This is a genomic window from Magnetospirillum molischianum DSM 120, assembly GCF_000294655.1.
Classification (GTDB): domain Bacteria; phylum Pseudomonadota; class Alphaproteobacteria; order Rhodospirillales; family Magnetospirillaceae; genus Phaeospirillum; species Phaeospirillum molischianum.
Map to the genome: position 1 here is coordinate 228,729 of NZ_CAHP01000020.1, position 19,817 is coordinate 248,545.

Below are 19,817 nucleotides of genomic sequence, written 5' to 3' on the forward strand. Positions count from 1 at the left end.
AGACATGCTCAATCGACTGATCGACCTTGGCATCGTCAATCGCCAGATCGTGGTTCTTGCCCTGCTCGCGCTGATCGCAGCAGCGGCGATCCTGCTTCCAAAACTCAATCTCGACGCGTTCCCGGACGTCACCAATGTTCAGGTGGTGGTCAACACCGAAGCCAACGGGTTGGCCGCCGAGGAAATTGAGCAACTGGTCACCTATCCGATCGAGGCGGTGATGTACGCCGCCCCTAATGTCGAGGAAGTGCGTTCGATTTCCCGAACCGGCCTGTCGGTGGTGACCGTGGTGTTCAAGGAGGGAACCGACCTCTATTTCGCTCGCCAGATGGTGTTCGAACGCCTGCAAACAGCCAAGAGCCAGATTCCGACCGGGGCTGGTTTGCCACAGATCGGGCCGAACACGTCGGGGATCGGCCAAGTCTTCCAATATGTGCTGCGCACCAAAAACCCGCAGCAATTCGACGCAATGGCCCTGCGTGGTCTGAACGACTGGGTTGTCAAGCTTCTGCTGATGCCAGTGGACGGCGTGACCCAGGTCCTTTCGTTCGGGGGGGAGGTGCGGCAGTATCAGGTCCGCATCGACCCAACCAAGTTATTGTCTTATGGCGTGCGGGTTGACGATATCCGCGACGCCATCGAGGCCAGTAACCGCAATGCCGGCGGGCTGTTTCTGGACCGGGGCGCAGAGCAATTGGTGATCCGCGGCATCGGCATGATGCGCAGCGGCAATCAGGGGCTTGACGATATCGCCAGTGTGCCGATCAAGGAAGACAAGGGCGCGGTCGTGCGGGTGCGCGATGTCGCTCAGGTTGCTTTCGGGGGGGAAGTTCGTCAGGGAGCGGTGACCATGACCGCTCGTGAGCCTGATGGGGCCATCACCTCCATGGGAGAAGTGGTCAGCGGTATCGTGCTCAAGCGTGTCGGCGCCAATACCAAGGCGACGATCGACGGGATCAAGGAGCGTCTGCCCCTGATTCAAAAAGCGTTGCCCGAGGGAGTTACGCTCGATCCAATCTATGACCAGTCCGATCTGGTGGACAAAGCCGTCGCCACGGTGGTCAAGGCGATGTTGGAAACCTTTGTCCTGGTGATCGTGGTTCTGATTCTGTTTCTGATGAATCTGCGGGCCGCGCTGCTGGTGCTGCTCAGCGTGCCGATCTCGGCGGGGTTGGCGCTGATGGCGATGTCCTATCTGGGCATTTCCGCCAATCTGATGTCGCTGGGAGGTTTGACCATCGCTATCGGCATGATGGTCGATGGCTCGGTGGTGATGATGGAAAACATCTTCGTGCATGTCACCCAGCCCCGCCCGCCGTCGCTGGCGGGAGGCCCGGTTGGGTCGAGTGGCCTCACACTGCGGATTCAGCAAGCCGCCCGCGAAGTCAGCCGCCCGGTGTTCTTTGCCGTCATCATCATCATCGTGGTGTTCACCCCGCTGTTCAGTCTGGAAGGTATCGAAGGCAAGCTGTTTCAGCCAATGGCGGTCAGTATCGTTCTTGCCATGGCGGCGTCTCTTCTGGTCGCCTTGGTGGTGATTCCTGCGCTGGCGACCTATTTGCTGAGTGCCGGGGTACATCACAAGGACAGCTATATTTTCCCGCCAATCGAGCGTCTTTACGGCAATGTGCTGCCGGTGGCGTTGCGACATCCGCGCAAAATCGTGCTGGGCGCTCTGGGTTTTTTTGCCTTGTCGCTGGCGACCGTTCCGTTCATTGGCACCGAGTTCATGCCGGAATTGGAGGAAGGCACCCTTAATATCCGCATTACTCTCCCTGCCGCGTCCAGTCTTGATACGGCCCTCGGCGTTGCGACCAAGTTAGAAGCGCGCCTGCAAGGATTCCCGGAAGTAACTTATGCGTCGAGCCGCATCGGTCGGGCCGAATTGGGAGGCGATCCCGAGCCGGTCAACAATATCGAGATTCTGGTCGGGCTGAAGCCGATTGCCGAATGGACAACCGCACCCAACCGTAAGGCGCTTCAGGTGCAGATGGAACGGTCGATGTCGGTCATGCCCGGCTTGCAACTCTCATTCTCTCAGCCGATCGCCTCGCGGGTCGATGAGCTGATGTCCGGCGTCAAAGCGCAATTGGCGGTCAAACTGTTCGGTCCCAGTCTCGATGTTTTGTCGGCCAAAGGGCTGGAGATTGAATCTCTGGTCAAACGTATCCCCGGCACCCGTGACGTCGCGATGGAAAAGATCGCAGGCGAGGCCCAGCTGACCATTACTCCGAACCGCGAGGCGCTCGCCCGTTATGGCATTTCGGTCGGTCAGGTGATGGCTTTGGTGTCGGATGCGATCGGTGGTGCCGGTGCCGGACAGATTATTCGCGGCAATGAGCGCTATGACATTTATTTGCGACTTGATCACCGCTTCATCGCAACCCCCGAGGCCATTCGCGATCTGGTGATCCAGGCAGCCAATGGTGCCTGGGTCAAGTTGGGCGATGTTGCCACCGTGATCATCGATAGCGGCCCCCCCCAGATTCGCCGTGACGACGTGCAGCGCCGCATCGTGATCGAGGCCAACGTCGAAGGTCGTGACATGGGCGGGTTGGTTGCCGAATTGCGTCAGGCCATTGAAACCCAGGTCAAGTTGCCGCCCGGCTACACCGTGGTATATGGCGGGCAATACCAGAATCAGGAACGGGCTCAGGCACGCCTGATGATCGTGGTGCCGTTGTCGTTGGCGATGATCTTCCTGTTGCTGTACTTCGCCTTCCACTCGGTCGGTCAGGCGGCATTGATCATGCTGAACGTCCCTCTCGCCATGATCGGCGGCATTTTCGCTCTTCTGGTCAGTGGGCAATATCTCTCGGTGCCAGGGTCGATCGGCTTCATTGCCCTGTTCGGCGTTGCTGTGCTGAACGGCGTGGTGATGGTTAACGCGATCAACCAGAATATCCTGGGGGGGATGCCGATCACTCACGCGATCTCGCAAGGAGCATTCTCCCGCCTCCGCCCGGTTTTGATGACGGCGTTCATCGCGGCGCTTGGACTCATTCCGATGCTGATATCAAACGGCGTCGGGTCAGAGGTGCAGAGGCCCCTTGCAACCGTGGTTGTCGGCGGTCTGATCTCTTCGACCTTGCTGACTCTGGTTATCCTGCCAGTGCTCTACCGGACGTTTTCCTCTGGAATTATCCGGGAATGGCTGATCACCCATCAGACCAGAAACTAAGTAATTACCACAATGTCATGATTATGAACCGAAGATGAACAGGTGAATCATCTTCGGTTCAGGGGGGAGACGATAGGATGCTTCCCAAGGAAAACCTCTGAACATCGTCACGATGTCAGACAACGGAAGCTGACTAAAAAATGAGAAAATTAACCGCTATATTTTTTGCTGTGGCATCTCTCGGCGTCTCTGGATGCACCGACCGGATGATTCGTTCTGTTGTCATTAATGATGGGCACATTCATCCTCACGAGATAAAAGTTCCCGCCAACACGCCATTTCATTTAACCGCTTCAGTGATCGGCCCCACGGCAACAAGCATTTCAAGCCCGCAGATTGGTCTTCAATCCCTGGATGTTCCCGCAACATGGGTCACCACCATTTCTCCTCGGGGGAATTCTCTTCCCGGTGATCTGAGAAAAGCACGAACTGATGTGGGGCCATTGGAGCCAGGAATCTATAAAATCACGTGTGACTGCGGTGGACAAAATAAAAATATCAATCTTATTGTCGATTAATCAGTTCTGCTGAACAAGTGGGTTTGTGCCCAATATTTTATTGTTGAAAGGCGCGTATTGCGGCCTACTTGGCAAGCAGGACGCTTGCCAAGTAGCGGTGACGCGGCCAATCCCAATCGCCTGGCGGCTTTATCTGCTCGAGGGCTGGGCCTCGGACGCGGTGCGGCGCCAGGAAGTGGGGGGCTTTTCGCGATGAGCGGCAATGCAGGATAAGACGCTCAACACTAACAGCACGAATGCGGCCGTTTCTAGTGGGTTGGGCAGGCGGTACTCCCACAAGAACCCGTAGATCAGCGCGAACAGAGTCTCGAAGAGAATCATCTGACCGGCAAGCGTGAGCGGCAGAAGACGGCTCATGCGGTTCCAAAATAAATTACCAAAGATAGATGCGATAATAGTTACCGAAATGAGTACGGTGGCAAGCCAAGCCCATTCGCTGCCGCTGTGATGTGTCGTGTCGAGACTGAGTGCGAGCGGCAACAGAAGCAGGCCTTGAGCACCCGTGACAATCCCTGTCAGCAGGTTCCAGTCATGGGGTGAAACATCTTTTAGCTGCTTCAGCCATCGGCTGTTACCCATCGCGTAGGCGGTCCATGAGACGAGTGCGCCCACTGCGCATAGTAATCCGGTCACCCGTGCGGATACGTGGCCGGACGCTGGTTCAGCCAATGTTTGCCAGCCAATGCAGATGGCGCCGGCAGCGCAGAGAAGAAGTGACGGTAACAACCTCACCAACGGGACGGCATTCCGAGCGCGGCTTCCGAGGATGGTTACTGCAACCGGCAGGAATCCGATGACCAGCGCGGTTATGGCGATGTCGCCGACCTGCACGGAGGTCGAGAGGAGAACGTAGTAGAGCGTGTTGCCCACGAACCCGAGCCACGCGAGCGCCAGCCATTCGCGCCGGGTTAACTTGGCGACCAACTTACGCCATCGCGGAGCCAGCAATGCCGCTGAGATCAACCCGTAAAAGATGTAACGCCCACTGGCCAGCAAGAATGGATTGAACGCATCGAGCAGCTTGGGAGCAAGGAAGACCAGCCCCCAGAGTGCTCCTGCGATCGCGCCGCACGCAACTCCGGCTAGCGTCGATCCTGGGGAGGGGGAAATATCTGGTGTGGTATGGGGGGATGTTGTCATGTCGTGAATTTTATCATCGTCCTTGCGGGGTTTTTGCTCTTGATTCGGCGGCGGAATGCAACAAACACTCACATTATGACTGAAAATCCCGCCTCTCCGCCTCGCACCCTGGATTCTTTCGACCGCGCGATCCTCCGCATCATTCAGCGCGACAACAAGACGCCGCAGCGGGCCATCGCCGCAGCGGTCAACCTGTCGGCTGCGGCCGTACAACGGCGCATCGCCGCTTTGGAGGCGAAGGAGGTTGTGGTTCGCAACGTGGCAATCGTTGATCCTGCAACCACCTCAATGGCTATTACCGCCATCGTGGAGGTGCATCTAAGGAACGAGCGAGCGGGAACAGTGGATGCCGCGAAGGTTCTGTTCCAAGCCACCCCGGAAGTCCAGCAATGTTTCTATGTGACGGGCGGCGTAAGCTTCGTTCTCATCATCATAACGCCCGACATGCGAGCCTATGAGAGGCTGACGCGGCGTTTGTTCGCGGAGAACGAACTGGTGGATCGTTATCGAACGCTGATTGCGCTAGACCGGGTAAAAACGGATACGGCAATTGTCATTCCCTAAGTCGCTCATTGGCCGGTTGGTATCAGAGAGTGGCAGCGCGAGCGGTCAGGGCTTGCCGGTATATGTCTTCCAGTTGGGGCAGATTGGACGCGGGGGTGTAGCGTTGCTCGAAGACGTCGCGGGCACGGCGGCCCATGGCCCGCATGGCTTCGGGATTGGCGATGGCCCAGCGGGCCTTGGCGGCCAGATCGGCGGCATCGCCGGGGCGGAACAGTAGCCCGGTAACGCCGTCCTCGATCAAATCGGCCAGGGCGCCATGACCTGCGGCGATCACGGGCAGACCCGCGCTAAAGGCCTCGATCACCACGAGGCCGAAAGTTTCATACCACAGCGAGGGCATCACCAGGAATTCGGCGTTTGCCATGCTCCGAGCTACTTCAGCTTGGGTTTTCTGTCCTTCGCCGCCCACGACCGCCTTTAGTGGTCCGTCGCCGAGGAAACGCAGTGGCGTGGTCAGACTACCCCAAGCCTCGGCGGCGAGCAAAACACCCTTTTCCTCGACCATCTTGCCCACCAGCAGCGCGCCATGGCGGGGGGAGTCAACCACCGACGGGTCGTGACGATCCTCCACGAAATTGGGTTTGACCGTCACTTTATCGCTCGGTAAGCCACTTCTGACGAATAGGCGGGCGGAATGGTCGGTCAAGGCGATATAGCGGTCCACATCCCTGTTCCAGGTGCCGGTCAGGCGGTGTAGCCCGGTCATGGCCGCCACGGCGGCTGATTGGCTGTGGCTGTCGCGATAGCAGCCGTGGACGATGCCCGGCCAAGCCAGCCCCCGACCAACACAATCTTCGCATGGGCGGCGGTCGCGGAGTAGCATGCTGTTGGTGCAGAACAGTCTGAAGTTGTGCAGGGTCTGCACCACGGCCGCGCCGCTGGCGCGGGCCGCTCCTAGAATGGTCGGTGACAGCACGGCGAAGAAATTGTGAACGTGTACCACTTCGGCCCGGTGCTGGCGCACCAATCGCGCCATGTCGGCAGCGGCCCGCCGGTTCCAGATCATGCCGGCGACGGCGCGAAATCGGCCGACGCTTGCGAGATCGGCATTGTCAGCGGTATGGCGCAAGACATCGTGGCCGGCAGCTTCCAGCACGTCGGCTTCACGGCGAAACACCTCGTCTTCGCCGCCATGGACAGTATAGCGGTTATAGACGGTGATGATTCTCATCGTTTGCTCCAGCCTGGGGTCAGTGCCAGCGGGCGGATGGTCAGCAGGAACACGATTGCCGTCAAGACGCCATCTCCCGTCAGTCGGGCCAGTGGCGGCCAGCCGGTGGGCATCAACCGGGTCGAGATGGCCAGCGTCACGGCCATGGCGGCGGCCAGCAACGCCAGCCGTAGGATCGGCAGGTCCAGCAGGCCGGGGCCGAGGCGGCGAACCAGAAATGTCGTCTGGGCGAGGGCTTGCAGCGTTAGTGCCACGCCATAAGCGGCGATCAGTCCTCTCGCCCCCCATTCGGACAAGGTTATGGCCAACAGGATGTACAGGCCCAGGGTTACCCAGGTGAAGGCCAGGACCCAGGCATCGGCCTTGCATAATTGTAGGGTTCGTAGCAACGGAATGCTGATGGCGAACAGCGGTGCGGTGGCGGCAAAAGCCACCGCCAGCGGCTGCACATAGTCCGTGTCGGCGGTGGTGAAATTGCCCCGTTGAAACAGCAGGGCGACCACGTCGGAGGAATGGGCGAGAAACAGAGCCATCAGCGGGGTCAGGATGGCGATGCACAGCACCATCATTTCACGGGCGGTGCGGATGATGTCTACCGCTTGGCCTTGGGTGCCGCCGCGGGCCAGGGACAGACTGAACCAGCCGGTGGCCACCGAAGTGGAAAGAGATCCCAGCAGCGGAACCAGCGAGCGGGCCAGACTCACCGCCGACAAAACCCCGGCTCCCAGATTGGCGGCGATGGCGCGTTCCACCAGGACGACGGCATTGGCGGCCATGCTGCTGCCTCCCAGCAATCCCAGGCCGATGGTGACATCCCGCGCCGCTTGACGGCCGGGCCAGCGTGGCCGGGCCAAACCCTGCGATAAGATTGGCAATTGGACACCCAGCCCCAGGCAAACCAGGGCTGCCGCCGCGACTTGGGCGAAGATGAAGGTAGCGACATCGTTTCGCCCCAGGGCGAAAGCCACACCCAACCACATCAGGGCTGCGATACCGCTGAGGGGCAGGCGCATGGCCCCGGACCAGTTGCGGCCGTTACCGATCAGCACTGTGGCGAAGATGGCACCGATTCCTTGCAAAGGAATCAGCATGGCCGAAAGGCGCTGTAGCTCCACCGCTTGTTGGTGTGCAAGGTGGTTCAGACCGGGAGCCAACAACCGCATCAGTGGATCGGCCGCCAATGCCAGGATACCGCCCAGAATCAGGAATAGGAGGGCCAGTGCGGTGGCGTTACGACCGATCGCCAGCCAACGCTCCGCCGGGGCGGTGGCTGGATCTGTGGCGATTCGGAGAACGATGACGAAGGCGGCATCGTTCAGGACGGTCATCAGCACCGCCGGAATGGTGGTGACGGCGAAAAATATATCCGATTGCACGCCCAGACCATGGGCATGCGCGAGAAGAGCCAGCAAGATGGCATACGCACCACGATCAAGAATGGTGGCCAGAGCGAAGGGGAGGTGCTGGCGCATATTCCGATGGGTTGCGAGAAGCCAGTAAGAAATATACTATGAAGTTCAGTGATTTTCAAATTTCCCGGACCGGCCGGAATTGACGAGTCCTTGAATGTCCCGTCGTCTCAAGATCGCCTTTGTCTGGATGAACTTCACCGAATACCACGTCGATCGCTTGATGGCGGCGCAACAGGCTTTACCCGATTGCGACATCCTCGGCATCGAGATGGCAGCCGGCACCCTGCAATATGATTGGAAGCGCCCCGATTGCACCGGAGTCCGGGTGCTGACCTTGGCCAGCGATCCCTACGAGACCCTTCCGGTCTGGCGGCGCTTGTGGAATTTGCTGCGTTGTGTGTTGGTCGAGCGGCCTGACGTGCTGGTGTGCTGTCATTACGAAGAGGTTGCGGTGTTTGCCGCGACTCTGGTCATGCGTTTGTTCGGGCGGCTGACCGTGTGCATGAACGATTCTAAATGGGAGGACAAGCCCCGTCCGTTGCTGCGGGAAAGTGCCAAACTTGTCTTTCTGGCTCCTTACCGTGTCGCCATGGTCGGCAGTCAGCGCTCGGCGACTTATTTTCAGGCTTTCGGGTTCACGCCGTCGTGCCTGTATTTCGGTTATGACACCGTTTCGGTGGCACGGTTGCGCCGATTGGCGCAAGGAGCCGAGGACGGCCTAGCCTTTGCCGCCCGTCCCATCGTCGTCGTCAGCAGGTTGATCGAAAAGAAGAACTTGTTTCGTCTGCTCGACGCCTATGCCCTCTATCGCAACCGTGTCGGCGGCGCGGCGCGGCCGTTGCAGATTCTGGGGAGCGGTCCGCTGGCTGAGGAATTACAGCGCAAGGTGGCGGGGGACGGAATCGAGGATGTTCACTTCCTGGGATTCGTTACTCAGGCGGATCTGGCCCGTTATCTGGCCCGCGCCCTGTGTCTGGTTCTGTTCAGCACCGTCGAGCAATGGGGGTTGGCTGTTAACGAAGCGGTGGCCTTGGGGATTCCGGCAGTGGTTAGTGATGTGGTCGGAGCCCGCGATTTTCTGGTGCGCGACGGCATCAATGGCTGCGTGGTCGAACCCGATAATGTCGAGGGCTTGGCCCTGATTCTGGAGCGGCTGGGCGCTGATCAGGCATTGTGGATGCAGTGGCGTGTTGGTTGCAACGCATTCGTCGAGAAAGCCGACGTCGGGTGTTTCGCTGAATCTCTTGTAACGATGATACAAGAAATCAAGAGACATTGACAGACGAGGGGGGGTATTTGCTAAGATCAATCAAATTTTGATGGTGTTTGAAGTTCTCATGCTAATTTTAGTGAAATAATGAAAGCTTTTATTATAGCCCGGCTCATGGCCAAGAAACTGGCTTATGAATTCCAGGGGCTCCTGACGTTGCTGCGTTTTCCATTCGTTCGTAAGGAATTGGTTGCGCATCTTGAGCAACGGCCGATGAAATTGGCGGTCGAGACAACCAATATCTGTAATGCCAATTGTATTTTTTGCGCCTATCAGTTCCAGACCCGCGCACAAGGGGTAATGGCCCCCGATCTGTTCCATAAGATTGTGAATGACTTTGCCGCGCTGGGTGGGGGGTGTCTGGAATTGACGCCATCCGGCGGCGAACCTTTTGTCGATCCCCATATTGTCGAACGTATCCGCATGGCGCGGGCATTGCCTCAAATCGGCATCATCCGCATGGCTTCCAACCTGATCCTGGCGCACAAGCACGGCTTTCCCGAGATTGTTCAGAGCGGGTTGACGCAACTAACTGTGTCGATGCCCGGTTTCGACGCCGCCATCTATGAACGCATTTACCGTTCGAAGATGTACCATAAGGTCTTCGATAACCTGATTGCGCTGCTGACGGAAAACAATCGCGCGGGCAGTCCATTGGACATTGTTCTGGGTATTCGCGGCGATCAAAGTCTGGTTGAGCTATCGGCCAGTCCCGATTTCCAGAAAGTCGCGGCGCTGCTGCCGCCGGAAAAGATCGAAATCGCCTACCGTTTCAATAGCTGGGGCGGCAAGGTCGGGGCGGATTTGCTGCCGCCGGGTATGAAACTGAAGCAGGCCAACCGCTTGCGTCACCCTCGCATCAGCCCGTGCAGTCAGCTTTACCTGGGGGCCATGGTGTTTTGGGATGGCACCGTTGGCGGCTGTACCTGCGTCGATATTGATGCTCGGGATTTGTTGATCGGCGACTTGCGTCATCAATCCCTGGCCGAGGTCTGGCGCGGCCCGGCCTTGGCAGCCCTGCGCCAAGGGTTTGATGACGGTCAGCCGCCCGAGGTGTGTCGCCAGTGCAATGAATACCTGAACCTGTCTCATTGTCTGCGTCCGGGCAATGCGGATTTCGTCAAATTGACACCGGGATGAACGCGTGACGAGACTTCACTTTAACAAGGTCCGCGCCGAGGTGGCTCGGGCCTTGTTCTTTATTCTGGCCGATTTGGCTGCGTTGGCACTGTCTTACCTGCTGGCCGGTCTGGTCGTGCTGATCTTCAGCCGTTTTGCCGAAGGGCGCAGCTATGCCGATCTCCTTGTGGATACGGCAATGACGCGGCCCGGTGAGATTGGTTTCTTTGCCGCCGCCCTGATGGGGTGGTTCTGGCATCGGGGCCATTACACTCGTCGTCAACCGTTCTGGATCGAAAGCTATCAGGTTCTGATCGGGTGTTTGGTCGCCTTGTTGTGCGCCGGTTTTCTGCAATTCGCGCTGCAACAGGTGTTCTCGCGCCTTTGGCTGGTCAATACCTGGATTTTGGCTATCGGGGCGATCCCCACGGCCAGATGGCTGGCCCGCAATCTCATGGATAAGCTGGGGGTATGGACGATCGGGGTGCTGGTGGTCGGGGACCGCCATCGCATTGCCGAGGCCGAGGCATTGTTGGAGTCCGAACCTCATCTTGGGTTTCGGGTGGTTGCCTCAATGGGATTTAACGGTATCGACGGCCACAATCCAAACGGATGGCATGATGCCTGTATCCGCCATCAGGCTTCCATGGTGGTGCTGGCGGCGGAAGAGGCCGAAATGGTCCGCCACCGTGATGCCATCGCCCGGCTGGCCTTGGAAGGTCTTCCTTTTCTGTGTGTACAAAGCCTGTCCGGCTTACCGGTTTTATCGTTGCACGCCTTTTATCTGGTCGGTCACGACGTTCTTCTGTTGATGGAAGGTGGCCGACAGGGAGTTACCGCCCGACTTATCAAGGCTGCATTCGATTGGTTAGGCGCGATGTTCCTGACCGTGTTGCTCTCGCCTTTGTTGTTGGGGCTGGCCTTGGCCGTTCGCCGCGATGGTGGTTCTGTTTTTTATGGGGATCAGCGTATCGGACGTAATGGCCGGTATTTTTATTGTCTGAAGTTTCGCACCATGGTTCCGCAGGCGGACCAAGTTCTGGAGCGGCTGCTGAGGGACGATCCTGCGGTCCGGGCGGAGTGGGAGGCCACTCGTAAATTGCGCCAGGATCCCCGCATCACGCCGGTGGGGCGTTTCATGCGATCGTTCAGTCTCGACGAATTGCCGCAGATATTGAACGTCTTGAAAGGCGACATGAGTTTGGTCGGGCCTCGTCCGGTTCCTGTGGTGGAGGCAGAGGCCTATGGTCCTGAATTACGTTATTATATCCAGGGTAAGCCGGGGATAACCGGGTTGTGGCAGGTCAGCGGTCGTAACAATTTGGAATACGCCCAGCGGGTTCGTCTGAACACATGGTATCTGAAGAACTGGTCTTTGTGGCTTGATATCCTTATTTTGATAAAAACCATTCCCGCTGTTTTGTTGCGCAAGGGAGCCTATTGATGCCGTCTACGCCTATGGCTACGGCTCTCATCCAGGCAATGCTTGCCGTCGTGATCGCCTCCTCGCCGCTTCTGGTATTCTTTTCGCCCGATCATTGGCAACTCCTTTACGGAATTTCAGTGCTTATCCTGACTATTCTGGGGGCGCTCCTGCTGATGGAGCACTTCCAGGTTAATGTGGTCATTCGCATCGTTTTGATGTTCCTGCTGATCGCGGTTCCGCCGGAACTCAGTCTGCTGGTTAATGATTATGATGAGCCGCGCCTGCCTAAAATTCTGGCAGTGGTTGCTTTCTATGGGGTGCTGGGAGGATTAATACTGCATCGTCCAGCCGATGTAATCTATCGGAGCATGTTCGCCTTCCTGATTTTGACATTGATGATTTCGACTGTTCTTGTTCTGGTTCTTTCCGTGAACAGTTCGGATTTTGGCTTTGTCTTGTCCCTACGCCGTAGTGCTTTCGATTTGGAAGAGATGGGGCTGCATCCCAATTACGGCGGATTGCTGGCCACTGCTATTGCCGTGGCCGGGTGTGGTCTGTCATCAATAACGCGGCGTATCGGTTTGGCGGCGTTCTGTGTGTTCGTTTGCTGGCTGATGGAATCTCGCGGTGGCTTGCTGGGGGTGATTGCCGCTTTCGGGATCGGGTATGCCTGCCGGGGGGTGCTGGGCGCGATGAACCGAGAGGAAACGAAACGCCGTTCGGGAGGCTGGGTGATCGGCGGTGTGGCGGCGGGCTTGCTGTTGCTGGTTTACGGCTCGTCGTTGACGTCATTCATCTCGCGGGAATTGTTGCTGCTCGACGATGCCAACCGTGGCCTGGACAGTGGCTTCTCCGGCCGCTCCGAAGTCTGGCGGGAAGCCTGGGAACAGTGGCTGGACTATCCGCTCTTTGGGTTGGGCTTCATGCACGACCTGGAATTGGGGGGCTCTGAGGATATGAACCGTGCCCACAATCTGCCTTTGACCCTGCTCAGTGAAACCGGCCTGATCGGTTTGGCCGGTTTCGTCGGTTTTTCCCTGTGGGGGGTAGCCTATGGGGTGCGCCTGGGCCGCCAAGGTCAAGTGACTTCAGCCAGTTACGTAATCACGACCATCTCCGTCTATTGGATATATGGGATATTCGAGGGCTTGAGCCTCAATGTGGGCAATCCGCTGTCGGCAATGTTCTTTCTGGTCGCATTTGCCTCGGCGGCCTCGCCGAAATCAGCATGAGTGCGCTGATGTCATTGCGGCGGCGCTGGCATCAGTTTCGAAAACTGTTGTTCTTGCTGCCTGTCCCGCTGTTTCGTCGTGGATTGCGCCATGGCGTCGCCGCGACGGTGGAGCACTGGCCACTACTGTCCACGCTGACAATGGCGACGGTGGTGGACGTGGGAGCTAATCGAGGGCAATTCAGCTTGCTGGCGCGAGCCTTGTGGCCGCAAGCCACGATCCACGCTTTCGAACCGGAAGTTTTTGCAGCCACGACATTAGAGCGGCTGATGGCGGATGATTCCCGCTTTCATTCATTTCAGTTGGCTCTGGGCGCAAGCCACGGTTTCGTCCCGTTATTCGTGTCGCATCGATCGGACAATTCATCGCTGTTGCCGGCGGGGGAATTGCAGTTGCGCTATTGTCGGGGGGCCGCTCGGGCCAGGACGGACGAGGTTGCGCTCGAACGGCTGGATTCCGTGTTGTCGGCATCGTCCGTAGTCGCACCGGCCTTGTTGAAATTGGACGTGCAAGGCGGCGAATTAGCCGTATTGGAGGGGGCGGAAAAGATTATCGACCGCTTTTCCCATGTCCTGGTCGAGGTTTCTTTCGTTCCATTGTACACGGGTCAGCCTCTGGCTGGTGCCGTGGATGCGTGGTTGAATGCTCACGGTTTCCGTTTGGCCGGATTAGGGGAGCCGGGCCGCGACGCGGCGGGCCGGGCGGTTCAGGTGGACCTGCTGTTCGTCAAGGAAGCGTGAGACCAAACTCCGATGCGACTCGTGTGGACACGTATCGGATAGACGGAAAACTGTTCAAAATCCATGGCGGCCCGATACCGGCCAACGGGTCAAATCGAGGGTTGGCCGGTATTGAGAGCCGATTCCATTCAAATGGAATCGGCTTTAGGGTCGAGGGGGGGCGGTCAGAAATAGCGCTCGACCACCTTGATGATGTCGCCGGGCAGAACTGGTGTGCGTTCGGTGGCGCGCAATTCCTTTTCGACACCTTGGACCTGGCGGATCAGCACGACTTCGCCTTTGCTGGCGCGATAGTCATAGCCACCGGCCTTTGCAATGGCACCCAGTACGGTAACGCCAGAGGTGTAGCCAAACTCTCCCGGCTGACGAACTTCACCAAGGACGTAGAAGGGACGAAAGGTCATGACTTCCACGGCGACCTTGGGATCGCGCAGATAGCCGGCCCGGCTCAACACATCGGCGACACGCAGAGCCAGCGCCTTGGCGGTCAGGCCCATGGCTGGCACCGTGCCAGCCAAAGGCATGGCGATGTTGCCGATGGGATCGACGAGGAATTCGCCCGACAGGTTGCTTTCGCTAAAGACGGTGACTCGGACCTTGTTGCCGGGTTCCAGCAAATAGCCTTCGTTCGGTCCTTCAACGACTGTGGGGGCCATCTCGGAGGGCAGGCTGACGCTGCATCCGTTCAATCCCACAACGATAGAAGCGACCAGGACCAGGGTTCCGAAGAAACGGCGTCGGTTCGACTGGGATGTCATTACATATCCTTTGACGGACTGGGCCAAATCGCTGGCTGGCGGAAACTCATGGGATTTGAGATAACCGAGACCGCATGTGCAACGCAATGGTGTCGGCGGTGCTAAATGGTATGAGCGCACTCAGGCGGAAAATTATGGGAGAAGGTCCGCCTGCGGGTGTGGCCAAAGGGCCTCCTGGAACCATTGTGTACGCTATCGGCGACGTTCATGGCGAGGCCGAATTGCTTGCGCGGATGCTCACTCGGATTGCCGAGGACGCCCGCGATTATCCCGATTGTGTTCCGCTGGTGGTCGGCATGGGCGATTATGTGGATCGTGGCCCCGACAGCAGGGGGGTCTTGGAGTGCCTGTCTAAACCGCTGCCGCACGGACTGCATAGCCATATGCTGCTCGGTAATCACGAGCAGGCCATGCTCGACTTTCTCGACGATCCAGCCAAGGGGGCGCTCTGGCTGGGATTTGGCGGTGTCGAGACCCTGGCCAGCTATGGGGTGCGCGCGTCGTTCGGCGCTACCGATCCTGGGCGTTGTCGGCGGTTGCGCGACGAGGCTCTGAGCCTTATCCCGCCTCATCACCTTGTCTTCCTGCGTTCTCTGGAGCCGATGCTGGTTCTGGGTGATTATGTTTTCGTTCACGCAGGTATCCGTCCCGGCCGGGCGCTGAGACGCCAGGTGCGAGAGGATCTCACGACCATCCGCGCCGCCTTTTTACAGTCGAAGCGGCAGCATGAAAAGGTTGTGGTCCATGGCCATACCATTGTCGATTCCCCGGAAAGTCTACATAATCGGGTAGCTATTGATACCGGTGCATACGCGTCAGGGATTTTAACTGCGTTGGCGCTGAAGGATGGCGTGCGTCGTTTTATTCAAGTGAGCAAGCATCCTGGTTCGAGATATTGACATGTGGCCTGACCGTGCGTCTGACGACGGACGCTCATTTTGTCTCGTTTGCTGAATCTGGCAACTTTTCAGGCTTGACGCGACATGTTATTTAAGTAGATCAATTTTTAATATATATAGCCTTTCGGCTGGTTGCAGATTAACAAATGGAGCGGATGACAATGAAAAACGCTTTGCTCCGGTTGAAGTTATTGAGCAGTGTCGGATTTGCTGCGGTCATGATTGCGGCCGGACCTGCTCAGGCCGAGCAAAAGCCGTCTGAATCCCGCACTGTACGGCAATCCGATACCGTTGATGTAACCGGTGCCAGCGATGTCAATCGGGTGTCGGAAAGCTATGACGCCAAGGGCGTTGATCTCGGCACCTTTCTGTTCTTTCCGCAGATCGAAGTGGGTGAGACCTACAATTCCAACGTCTTCGCCGTTCAGAACAATTCGAAGGGCGATTGGATTACCTCGGTCCATCCGCAGTTTCGTTTGCAGTCGCGTTTCCCGGTGCATGCGCTGGAACTCAGCGGCGGCCTCGATCGGTATGACTACGCGACCTATCATGATGACAGCCGCACCGATGGGCATGTGAGCGCCGACGGGCGCATCAATGCAACCAAAACCACAGAGATCAAGCTGGCTGGCAATCTTGCTCACGGGCATGAGGATCGCAGCAGTTCCGATGCCGTGGCGGCGGCGTCGCGGCCGACTCCGACCGATACCATCAATACGTTGCTCAGTGTCAAACAGGTGCTGAATAAACTGACCTTGACGGGGGCGGTGGGCGTCGATCGTCTGACTTTCGAAAACGTGGATACGAATGACGGTTCCATCGTACGCAGCAATTTGCGCGATAGAACCGAAATAACTTTTACTCAACGTGGTGCCTACGAATTCAGCCCCGGTTATTCGGGTGTGTTGCAGGTGTCGGAAAATCAACGCGAGTACGACGAGCTTGATGCCAATAGAATCGACCGGAGTAGTTCTGGTTACCGGGTCGAAGGTGGCTTGGGCCTGGATATCTCCCAGTTGATCAAGGGTGATATTCTGGTCGGGTATTTTAATCAGGACTATAGTTCCTCGGCATTGCGGAGTTCATCCGGCATCGGTGTCAAGGTGGCTTTGAATTGGACCCCGACACAGTTGACCATGGTGGTGCCGGCGCTGGAGCGATCGGTACAGGAAACCACCACCACGTCAGCATCAGGTGCGGTCAGGACGGCCGGATCGGTGCTGGTGCGTCACGAATTGCAGCGCAATATCATCCTGACTGGTTTCGCCAGTTTGACCCGCAACGAGTATAGCGGTGCCGGTCAATCCGAGTGGGTCAGCGAAGCGCGAGGAACGGTGACCTATGCTTTCACCCCGGAGGTTTTTGCCAGGGGTGAATTGGCCGAACGCATCAGGCGGAGCAGCGTCGATAGTATGGGCTACGAACAGACAACGACCATGGTGCGCTTGGGGCTGAGGTTCTGATTTGACCCAATCGCCAGAAGCTGTCCGTGCGTCTGAAAATTCCATGGGCGATATTCGCGTCAGGCTCCGTCAATTTGTCCGCGTTCTCTGGCGTGGCAAGGCGTTGGTTCTTGGTTGTATCCTGCTGGGCTTGCTGCCAACCATCCTTTATCTGATGCAGGCGACGCCGTTGTACACGGCGGAAGTCAAGTTGATGGTCGAGGGGCCGGAAGCCTCGGAAATGTTAATGCTGGAGCGCAGCGGCGGGCAGTTCCGCCAGGCTCCAACCGAGGCTCTGGTGGCAACCGAGTCCGAGGTTTTGCAATCCAGTATGTTGATTCGCCGTTTGGTGGATAAGCTGAATCTGGTCGCCGATCCCGAATTCAACCGGGCCTTGCGCGAGCCAAAGCCTTTGGAGGAGATCCTGGGATGGATCAATCCATTGGGATGGCTGTCCCGTCTAACGGCTGCGTCCACAGACACCAGCCAGATGAGCGAGGCCGCGAAAAAAGAAATCCTGCATGAGAAGGTTGCTGTTGCCGTTCGGCGAAAGCTGAAAGTGTATTCACAACGCCGGTCTTACGTGTTTTCGGCTCAGTTCTCGTCGGAAAGCAGAGAAAAATCGCGCCTGCTCGCTAATACGCTGGCCGAGCTTTATCTCGACGACCGCCTCGAATCCAGCTTCGAAAATTCGCGCCGAGTCGCGGAATGGCTGGGCGAACGGTTAGAAAGCCTGCGTCACGATGTCGAGGTCGCTGAGGCGGCGGCTGAACGTTACCGCTCGACTTATAATTTGCGCCGCAAAGGCGACCGCCAATCGACGGTAACCGATCAGCAGATGTCCGAACTGAATTCGCGCTTGATTATAGCCAGGACCGAACTGGCGCAGAAGCAGGCCAAGCTGGAGCAGGCTCGGAACCTTGTTCGCTCGCAGGGCAGCGTTGAAACTGCGGCCGACGTGTTGCAATCGCCGCTGATCCAGCGCTTGCGAGAGCAGGAGACGGTGCTGCTAAGAGTCATCTCGGAAGCGGGCAAGAGTTTGGGAGATCGCCATCCCAAGATTATCGGCTATAACGCGGACCTGTCGGAATTGCGGGCCAAGATTGCCCATGAAGTTCGCAAATACGCAGATTCAACCGCAAATGACGTTCAGGTCGCTGGTTCCGGTGTGCATACTTTGGAGCGGGAACTGGAGAATTTGCGCGGGCAGACCAATGTCGCTGGCGGTGCCGAGGTCAAGCTGCGTGAATTGGAACGCCAAGCCGAAGTCAATCGCGGCCTTTACGAATCTTTCCTGTCTCGTTTTAAGCGCGATGTCGATCAAGATCGGGTGAAACGCGCTAACGCACGGGTGATATCCCCCGCAACCATTCCGACGCAGCCCTCTTATCCGCGCAAGCTCTCGGTATTGCTGGCTGCTTTGCTGGCGTCGCTGCTGGGGGGCGTTGCCCTGGTGCTGATTCTCGATCGATTGGATAATGCCGTCCGTTCTGTCGATGAAGCGGAGGAACTGACCGGGTTACCGGCCTTGGCCGTGATCCCCTTGCATAACGGTGCCGATAGTAACCTGATGCAGGATATGGCGGACCAGCCGCGTTCGGCTCTGGCCGATGCGTTGCGCTCGTTGCGCATCACCCTCAACCTAGGCGGCGAAGACGGGGCCAAAGTGGTGATGGTCACCTCCTCGATGCCTAAGGAAGGGAAGACGTTTATTGCCCAGTCCCTGGCGATCAGCCTGTCTTGGGTAGAAGGGCGGGTTTTGCTGATCGATGGCGATCTTCATCGGCCGCGTCTGCATGCCTCGTTCGGTTTGAACGAGGAAATCGGGTTGGCTCAGGTTCTGGCTGGCACGACGACCTTGGAGCAGGCGGTCGTGCGCGGTGTCGGGAAGGGGTTGGACTTCTTGCCCGCCGGTCACCTCAAAAGCGTTGCCGACCTGATCAGCGCCCCGGCTGTCGAAGCCATGCTGGCCCAATTGGCTCCGCATTACGACCGTATCGTCGTCGATCTTCCCCCGGTTCTGGCTGTGGCGGACCCGCGTATTTTTGCCCGTTTCGCCGATCGGGTGATCTATGTGGTCAAGTGGAACAACACGCCACGCGACGCGATCCGCAACGGCCTTAAGATGATGAGCGAGACTGGAATAAATCCACACGGAATAGTCTTGTCCCAGGTGGATATGCGTAAGTATTCTCGATACTCATATGGTGATTACGGAAGTTATTATGGCCGTTATCGGGATTATTATGGATAATAGAGACGCGAAGGCGCTCGTCCGTAATCATCTTGCGCCGACAATCGTTGCCGCGACATTGGGGTTGGCGCTGGTCGTAACGGCTACGCCGCGGCTGATTTCAGCCATGCTGTCTCTCGATGCGCGCAATGTGTTGTCGAATCTCTATCAGGGGAAGCCGGTTCGAGAGGGGCAATTGGCTGCTGCGGCAGTCGATTTGAGCATGGCGCACGACTGGTATCCGGAAGGCGAGGTCGAGACCGGGCGCGGATATCTTCTGTTGCAGCAGGCCATGGGGGCCGATAACGCCGAAAAACGGCTGTCGCTGTTGCGTGAGGCGGCGGCTGCAACCCTTGCCGGGTTGGAGGAGGCACCGGCCCAACCGGTGGCTTGGGCTCGGTTGGCGTGGTTACGCTATAAGGTCGGCGATTCGGCGGAAGCGGCCAAGGCTTATCGCATGTCGCTGTTGACGGGGGCGGTGGTGCCTCCTCTGATGGTCAGTCGGTTGGAGTTGGGGTTTGCCCTGCGTTCGGCTCTGGACGCCGATACGCAAGACATGTTGGCGCGCCAAGTCTGCTTGACCTGGGTTCTGGATGTGGATGCGATCACCCGTTTAGCCGCCAACCCGGCTTATGGCGCCTTTGTTCGCTCCAGTCTGGCCAATCTGACCCAGGCGCAGATGGATGCGTTCAGCCTTCGCCATGCCCGTTAA

General features: G+C 57.9%; 16 protein-coding genes. 12 read left to right on the forward strand and 4 right to left on the reverse strand.

All coding sequences use genetic code 11. The features are described from left to right. Window positions 1-4 precede the first annotated feature (4 nt). Together PHAMO_RS08555 and PHAMO_RS19395 are read left to right on the forward strand one after the other, a co-directional pair. Window positions 5-3,181 carry an efflux RND transporter permease subunit gene (locus PHAMO_RS08555; RefSeq protein ID WP_002728410.1) on the forward strand — a complete coding sequence of 1,059 codons (3,177 nt, stop codon included), beginning with the start codon at window positions 5-7 and terminating at the stop codon, window positions 3,179-3,181. A 140-nt stretch (window positions 3,182-3,321) separates the two neighbouring features. Continuing rightward, window positions 3,322-3,699 carry a cupredoxin domain-containing protein gene (locus PHAMO_RS19395; RefSeq protein WP_155801621.1) on the forward strand — a complete coding sequence of 126 codons (378 nt, stop codon included), beginning with the start codon at window positions 3,322-3,324 and terminating at the stop codon, window positions 3,697-3,699. A 129-nt stretch (window positions 3,700-3,828) separates the two neighbouring features. Here the strand turns inward: PHAMO_RS19395 and PHAMO_RS08560 are convergent, their stop codons facing one another. Then, entirely contained in the window at window positions 3,829-4,839 is a 1,011-nt protein-coding gene (locus PHAMO_RS08560) for a DMT family transporter (protein ID WP_002728412.1), read from the reverse strand. A 3-nt stretch (window positions 4,840-4,842) separates the two neighbouring features. Between PHAMO_RS08560 and PHAMO_RS08565 the strand changes: the two genes are divergently transcribed. After that, on the forward strand, window positions 4,843-5,403 hold the full coding sequence (locus tag PHAMO_RS08565; protein WP_002728414.1) for an Lrp/AsnC family transcriptional regulator: 561 nt from the start codon (window positions 4,843-4,845) through the stop codon (window positions 5,401-5,403). A 22-nt stretch (window positions 5,404-5,425) separates the two neighbouring features. On the opposite strand, the gene PHAMO_RS08570 is transcribed toward PHAMO_RS08565, so the two are convergent. Next, a complete protein-coding gene (locus PHAMO_RS08570; RefSeq protein ID WP_002728416.1) occupies window positions 5,426-6,574 on the reverse strand; it encodes a glycosyltransferase family 4 protein in 1,149 nt (382 codons plus the stop codon). Beyond that, window positions 6,571-8,046 (reverse strand): lipid II flippase MurJ, encoded by a 1,476-nt coding sequence (locus PHAMO_RS08575; RefSeq protein WP_002728418.1) that lies wholly within the window; start codon window positions 8,044-8,046, stop codon window positions 6,571-6,573. The genes PHAMO_RS08570 and PHAMO_RS08575 overlap by 4 nt, the downstream gene beginning before the upstream one ends. Window positions 8,047-8,140: 94 nt before the next feature. On the opposite strand from PHAMO_RS08575, the gene PHAMO_RS08580 reads away from it, so the two are divergent. The 5 genes from PHAMO_RS08580 (at window position 8,141) to PHAMO_RS08600 (ending at window position 13,773) form a co-directional block, all read left to right on the forward strand. Continuing rightward, window positions 8,141-9,265: a glycosyltransferase family 4 protein gene (locus PHAMO_RS08580; RefSeq protein WP_002728420.1), complete on the forward strand. Its 1,125-nt coding sequence runs from the start codon at window positions 8,141-8,143 to the stop codon at window positions 9,263-9,265. A 105-nt stretch (window positions 9,266-9,370) separates the two neighbouring features. Continuing rightward, window positions 9,371-10,396 carry a radical SAM protein gene (locus PHAMO_RS08585; protein ID WP_002728423.1) on the forward strand — a complete coding sequence of 342 codons (1,026 nt, stop codon included), beginning with the start codon at window positions 9,371-9,373 and terminating at the stop codon, window positions 10,394-10,396. A gap of 4 nt (window positions 10,397-10,400) precedes the next feature. Continuing rightward, on the forward strand, window positions 10,401-11,819 hold the full coding sequence (locus tag PHAMO_RS08590; protein ID WP_002728425.1) for an exopolysaccharide biosynthesis polyprenyl glycosylphosphotransferase: 1,419 nt from the start codon (window positions 10,401-10,403) through the stop codon (window positions 11,817-11,819). Beyond that, window positions 11,819-13,033 carry an O-antigen ligase family protein gene (locus PHAMO_RS08595; RefSeq protein WP_002728427.1) on the forward strand — a complete coding sequence of 405 codons (1,215 nt, stop codon included), beginning with the start codon at window positions 11,819-11,821 and terminating at the stop codon, window positions 13,031-13,033. The genes PHAMO_RS08590 and PHAMO_RS08595 overlap by 1 nt, the downstream gene beginning before the upstream one ends. After that, the gene (locus tag PHAMO_RS08600) at window positions 13,030-13,773 is read left to right on the forward strand and encodes an FkbM family methyltransferase (RefSeq protein ID WP_002728429.1); all 744 of its coding nucleotides are present in this window, start codon (window positions 13,030-13,032) and stop codon (window positions 13,771-13,773) included. The genes PHAMO_RS08595 and PHAMO_RS08600 overlap by 4 nt, the downstream gene beginning before the upstream one ends. Window positions 13,774-13,937: 164 nt before the next feature. Here PHAMO_RS08600 and PHAMO_RS08605 read toward each other — a convergent pair whose 3' ends face one another. Further along, window positions 13,938-14,531, reverse strand: a complete 594-nt coding sequence (locus tag PHAMO_RS08605; protein ID WP_002728431.1) for a polysaccharide biosynthesis/export family protein — start codon at window positions 14,529-14,531, stop codon at window positions 13,938-13,940. A 185-nt stretch (window positions 14,532-14,716) separates the two neighbouring features. Between PHAMO_RS08605 and PHAMO_RS08610 the strand changes: the two genes are divergently transcribed. The 4 genes from PHAMO_RS08610 (at window position 14,717) to PHAMO_RS08625 (ending at window position 19,817) form a co-directional block, all read left to right on the forward strand. Continuing rightward, window positions 14,717-15,430 (forward strand): metallophosphoesterase, encoded by a 714-nt coding sequence (locus PHAMO_RS08610; protein ID WP_235720818.1) that lies wholly within the window; start codon window positions 14,717-14,719, stop codon window positions 15,428-15,430. Between the two features lie 161 nt (window positions 15,431-15,591). Then, the gene (locus PHAMO_RS08615) at window positions 15,592-16,893 is read left to right on the forward strand and encodes an outer membrane beta-barrel protein (RefSeq protein WP_002728434.1); all 1,302 of its coding nucleotides are present in this window, start codon (window positions 15,592-15,594) and stop codon (window positions 16,891-16,893) included. Between the two features lie 43 nt (window positions 16,894-16,936). Then, complete coding sequence (locus PHAMO_RS08620; RefSeq protein WP_002728436.1) at window positions 16,937-19,126, forward strand: GumC family protein; 2,190 nt, start codon at window positions 16,937-16,939, stop codon at window positions 19,124-19,126. After that, the gene (locus PHAMO_RS08625) at window positions 19,119-19,817 is read left to right on the forward strand and encodes a tetratricopeptide repeat protein (protein WP_040566483.1); all 699 of its coding nucleotides are present in this window, start codon (window positions 19,119-19,121) and stop codon (window positions 19,815-19,817) included. The genes PHAMO_RS08620 and PHAMO_RS08625 overlap by 8 nt, the downstream gene beginning before the upstream one ends.

Excerpts from the sequence above, each read along its gene's own strand:
- PHAMO_RS19395 (WP_155801621.1), top strand. The coding sequence starts at position 3,322 with ATGAGAAAATTAACCGCTATATTTTTTGCTGTGGCATCTCTCGGCGTC.
- PHAMO_RS08615 (WP_002728434.1), top strand. The coding sequence starts at position 15,592 with ATGAAAAACGCTTTGCTCCGGTTGAAGTTATTGAGCAGTGTCGGATTT.
- PHAMO_RS08620 (WP_002728436.1), top strand. The coding sequence starts at position 16,937 with ATGGGCGATATTCGCGTCAGGCTCCGTCAATTTGTCCGCGTTCTCTGG.
- PHAMO_RS08605 (WP_002728431.1), bottom strand. The coding sequence starts at position 14,531 with ATGACATCCCAGTCGAACCGACGCCGTTTCTTCGGAACCCTGGTCCTG.
- PHAMO_RS08580 (WP_002728420.1), top strand. The coding sequence starts at position 8,141 with ATGTCCCGTCGTCTCAAGATCGCCTTTGTCTGGATGAACTTCACCGAA.
- PHAMO_RS08600 (WP_002728429.1), top strand. The coding sequence starts at position 13,030 with ATGAGTGCGCTGATGTCATTGCGGCGGCGCTGGCATCAGTTTCGAAAA.
- PHAMO_RS08560 (WP_002728412.1), bottom strand. The coding sequence starts at position 4,839 with ATGACAACATCCCCCCATACCACACCAGATATTTCCCCCTCCCCAGGA.
- PHAMO_RS08570 (WP_002728416.1), bottom strand. The coding sequence starts at position 6,574 with ATGAGAATCATCACCGTCTATAACCGCTATACTGTCCATGGCGGCGAA.
- PHAMO_RS08575 (WP_002728418.1), bottom strand. The coding sequence starts at position 8,046 with ATGCGCCAGCACCTCCCCTTCGCTCTGGCCACCATTCTTGATCGTGGT.
- PHAMO_RS08555 (WP_002728410.1), top strand. The coding sequence starts at position 5 with ATGCTCAATCGACTGATCGACCTTGGCATCGTCAATCGCCAGATCGTG.
- PHAMO_RS08595 (WP_002728427.1), top strand. The coding sequence starts at position 11,819 with ATGCCGTCTACGCCTATGGCTACGGCTCTCATCCAGGCAATGCTTGCC.
- PHAMO_RS08585 (WP_002728423.1), top strand. The coding sequence starts at position 9,371 with ATGGCCAAGAAACTGGCTTATGAATTCCAGGGGCTCCTGACGTTGCTG.
- PHAMO_RS08625 (WP_040566483.1), top strand. The coding sequence starts at position 19,119 with ATGGATAATAGAGACGCGAAGGCGCTCGTCCGTAATCATCTTGCGCCG.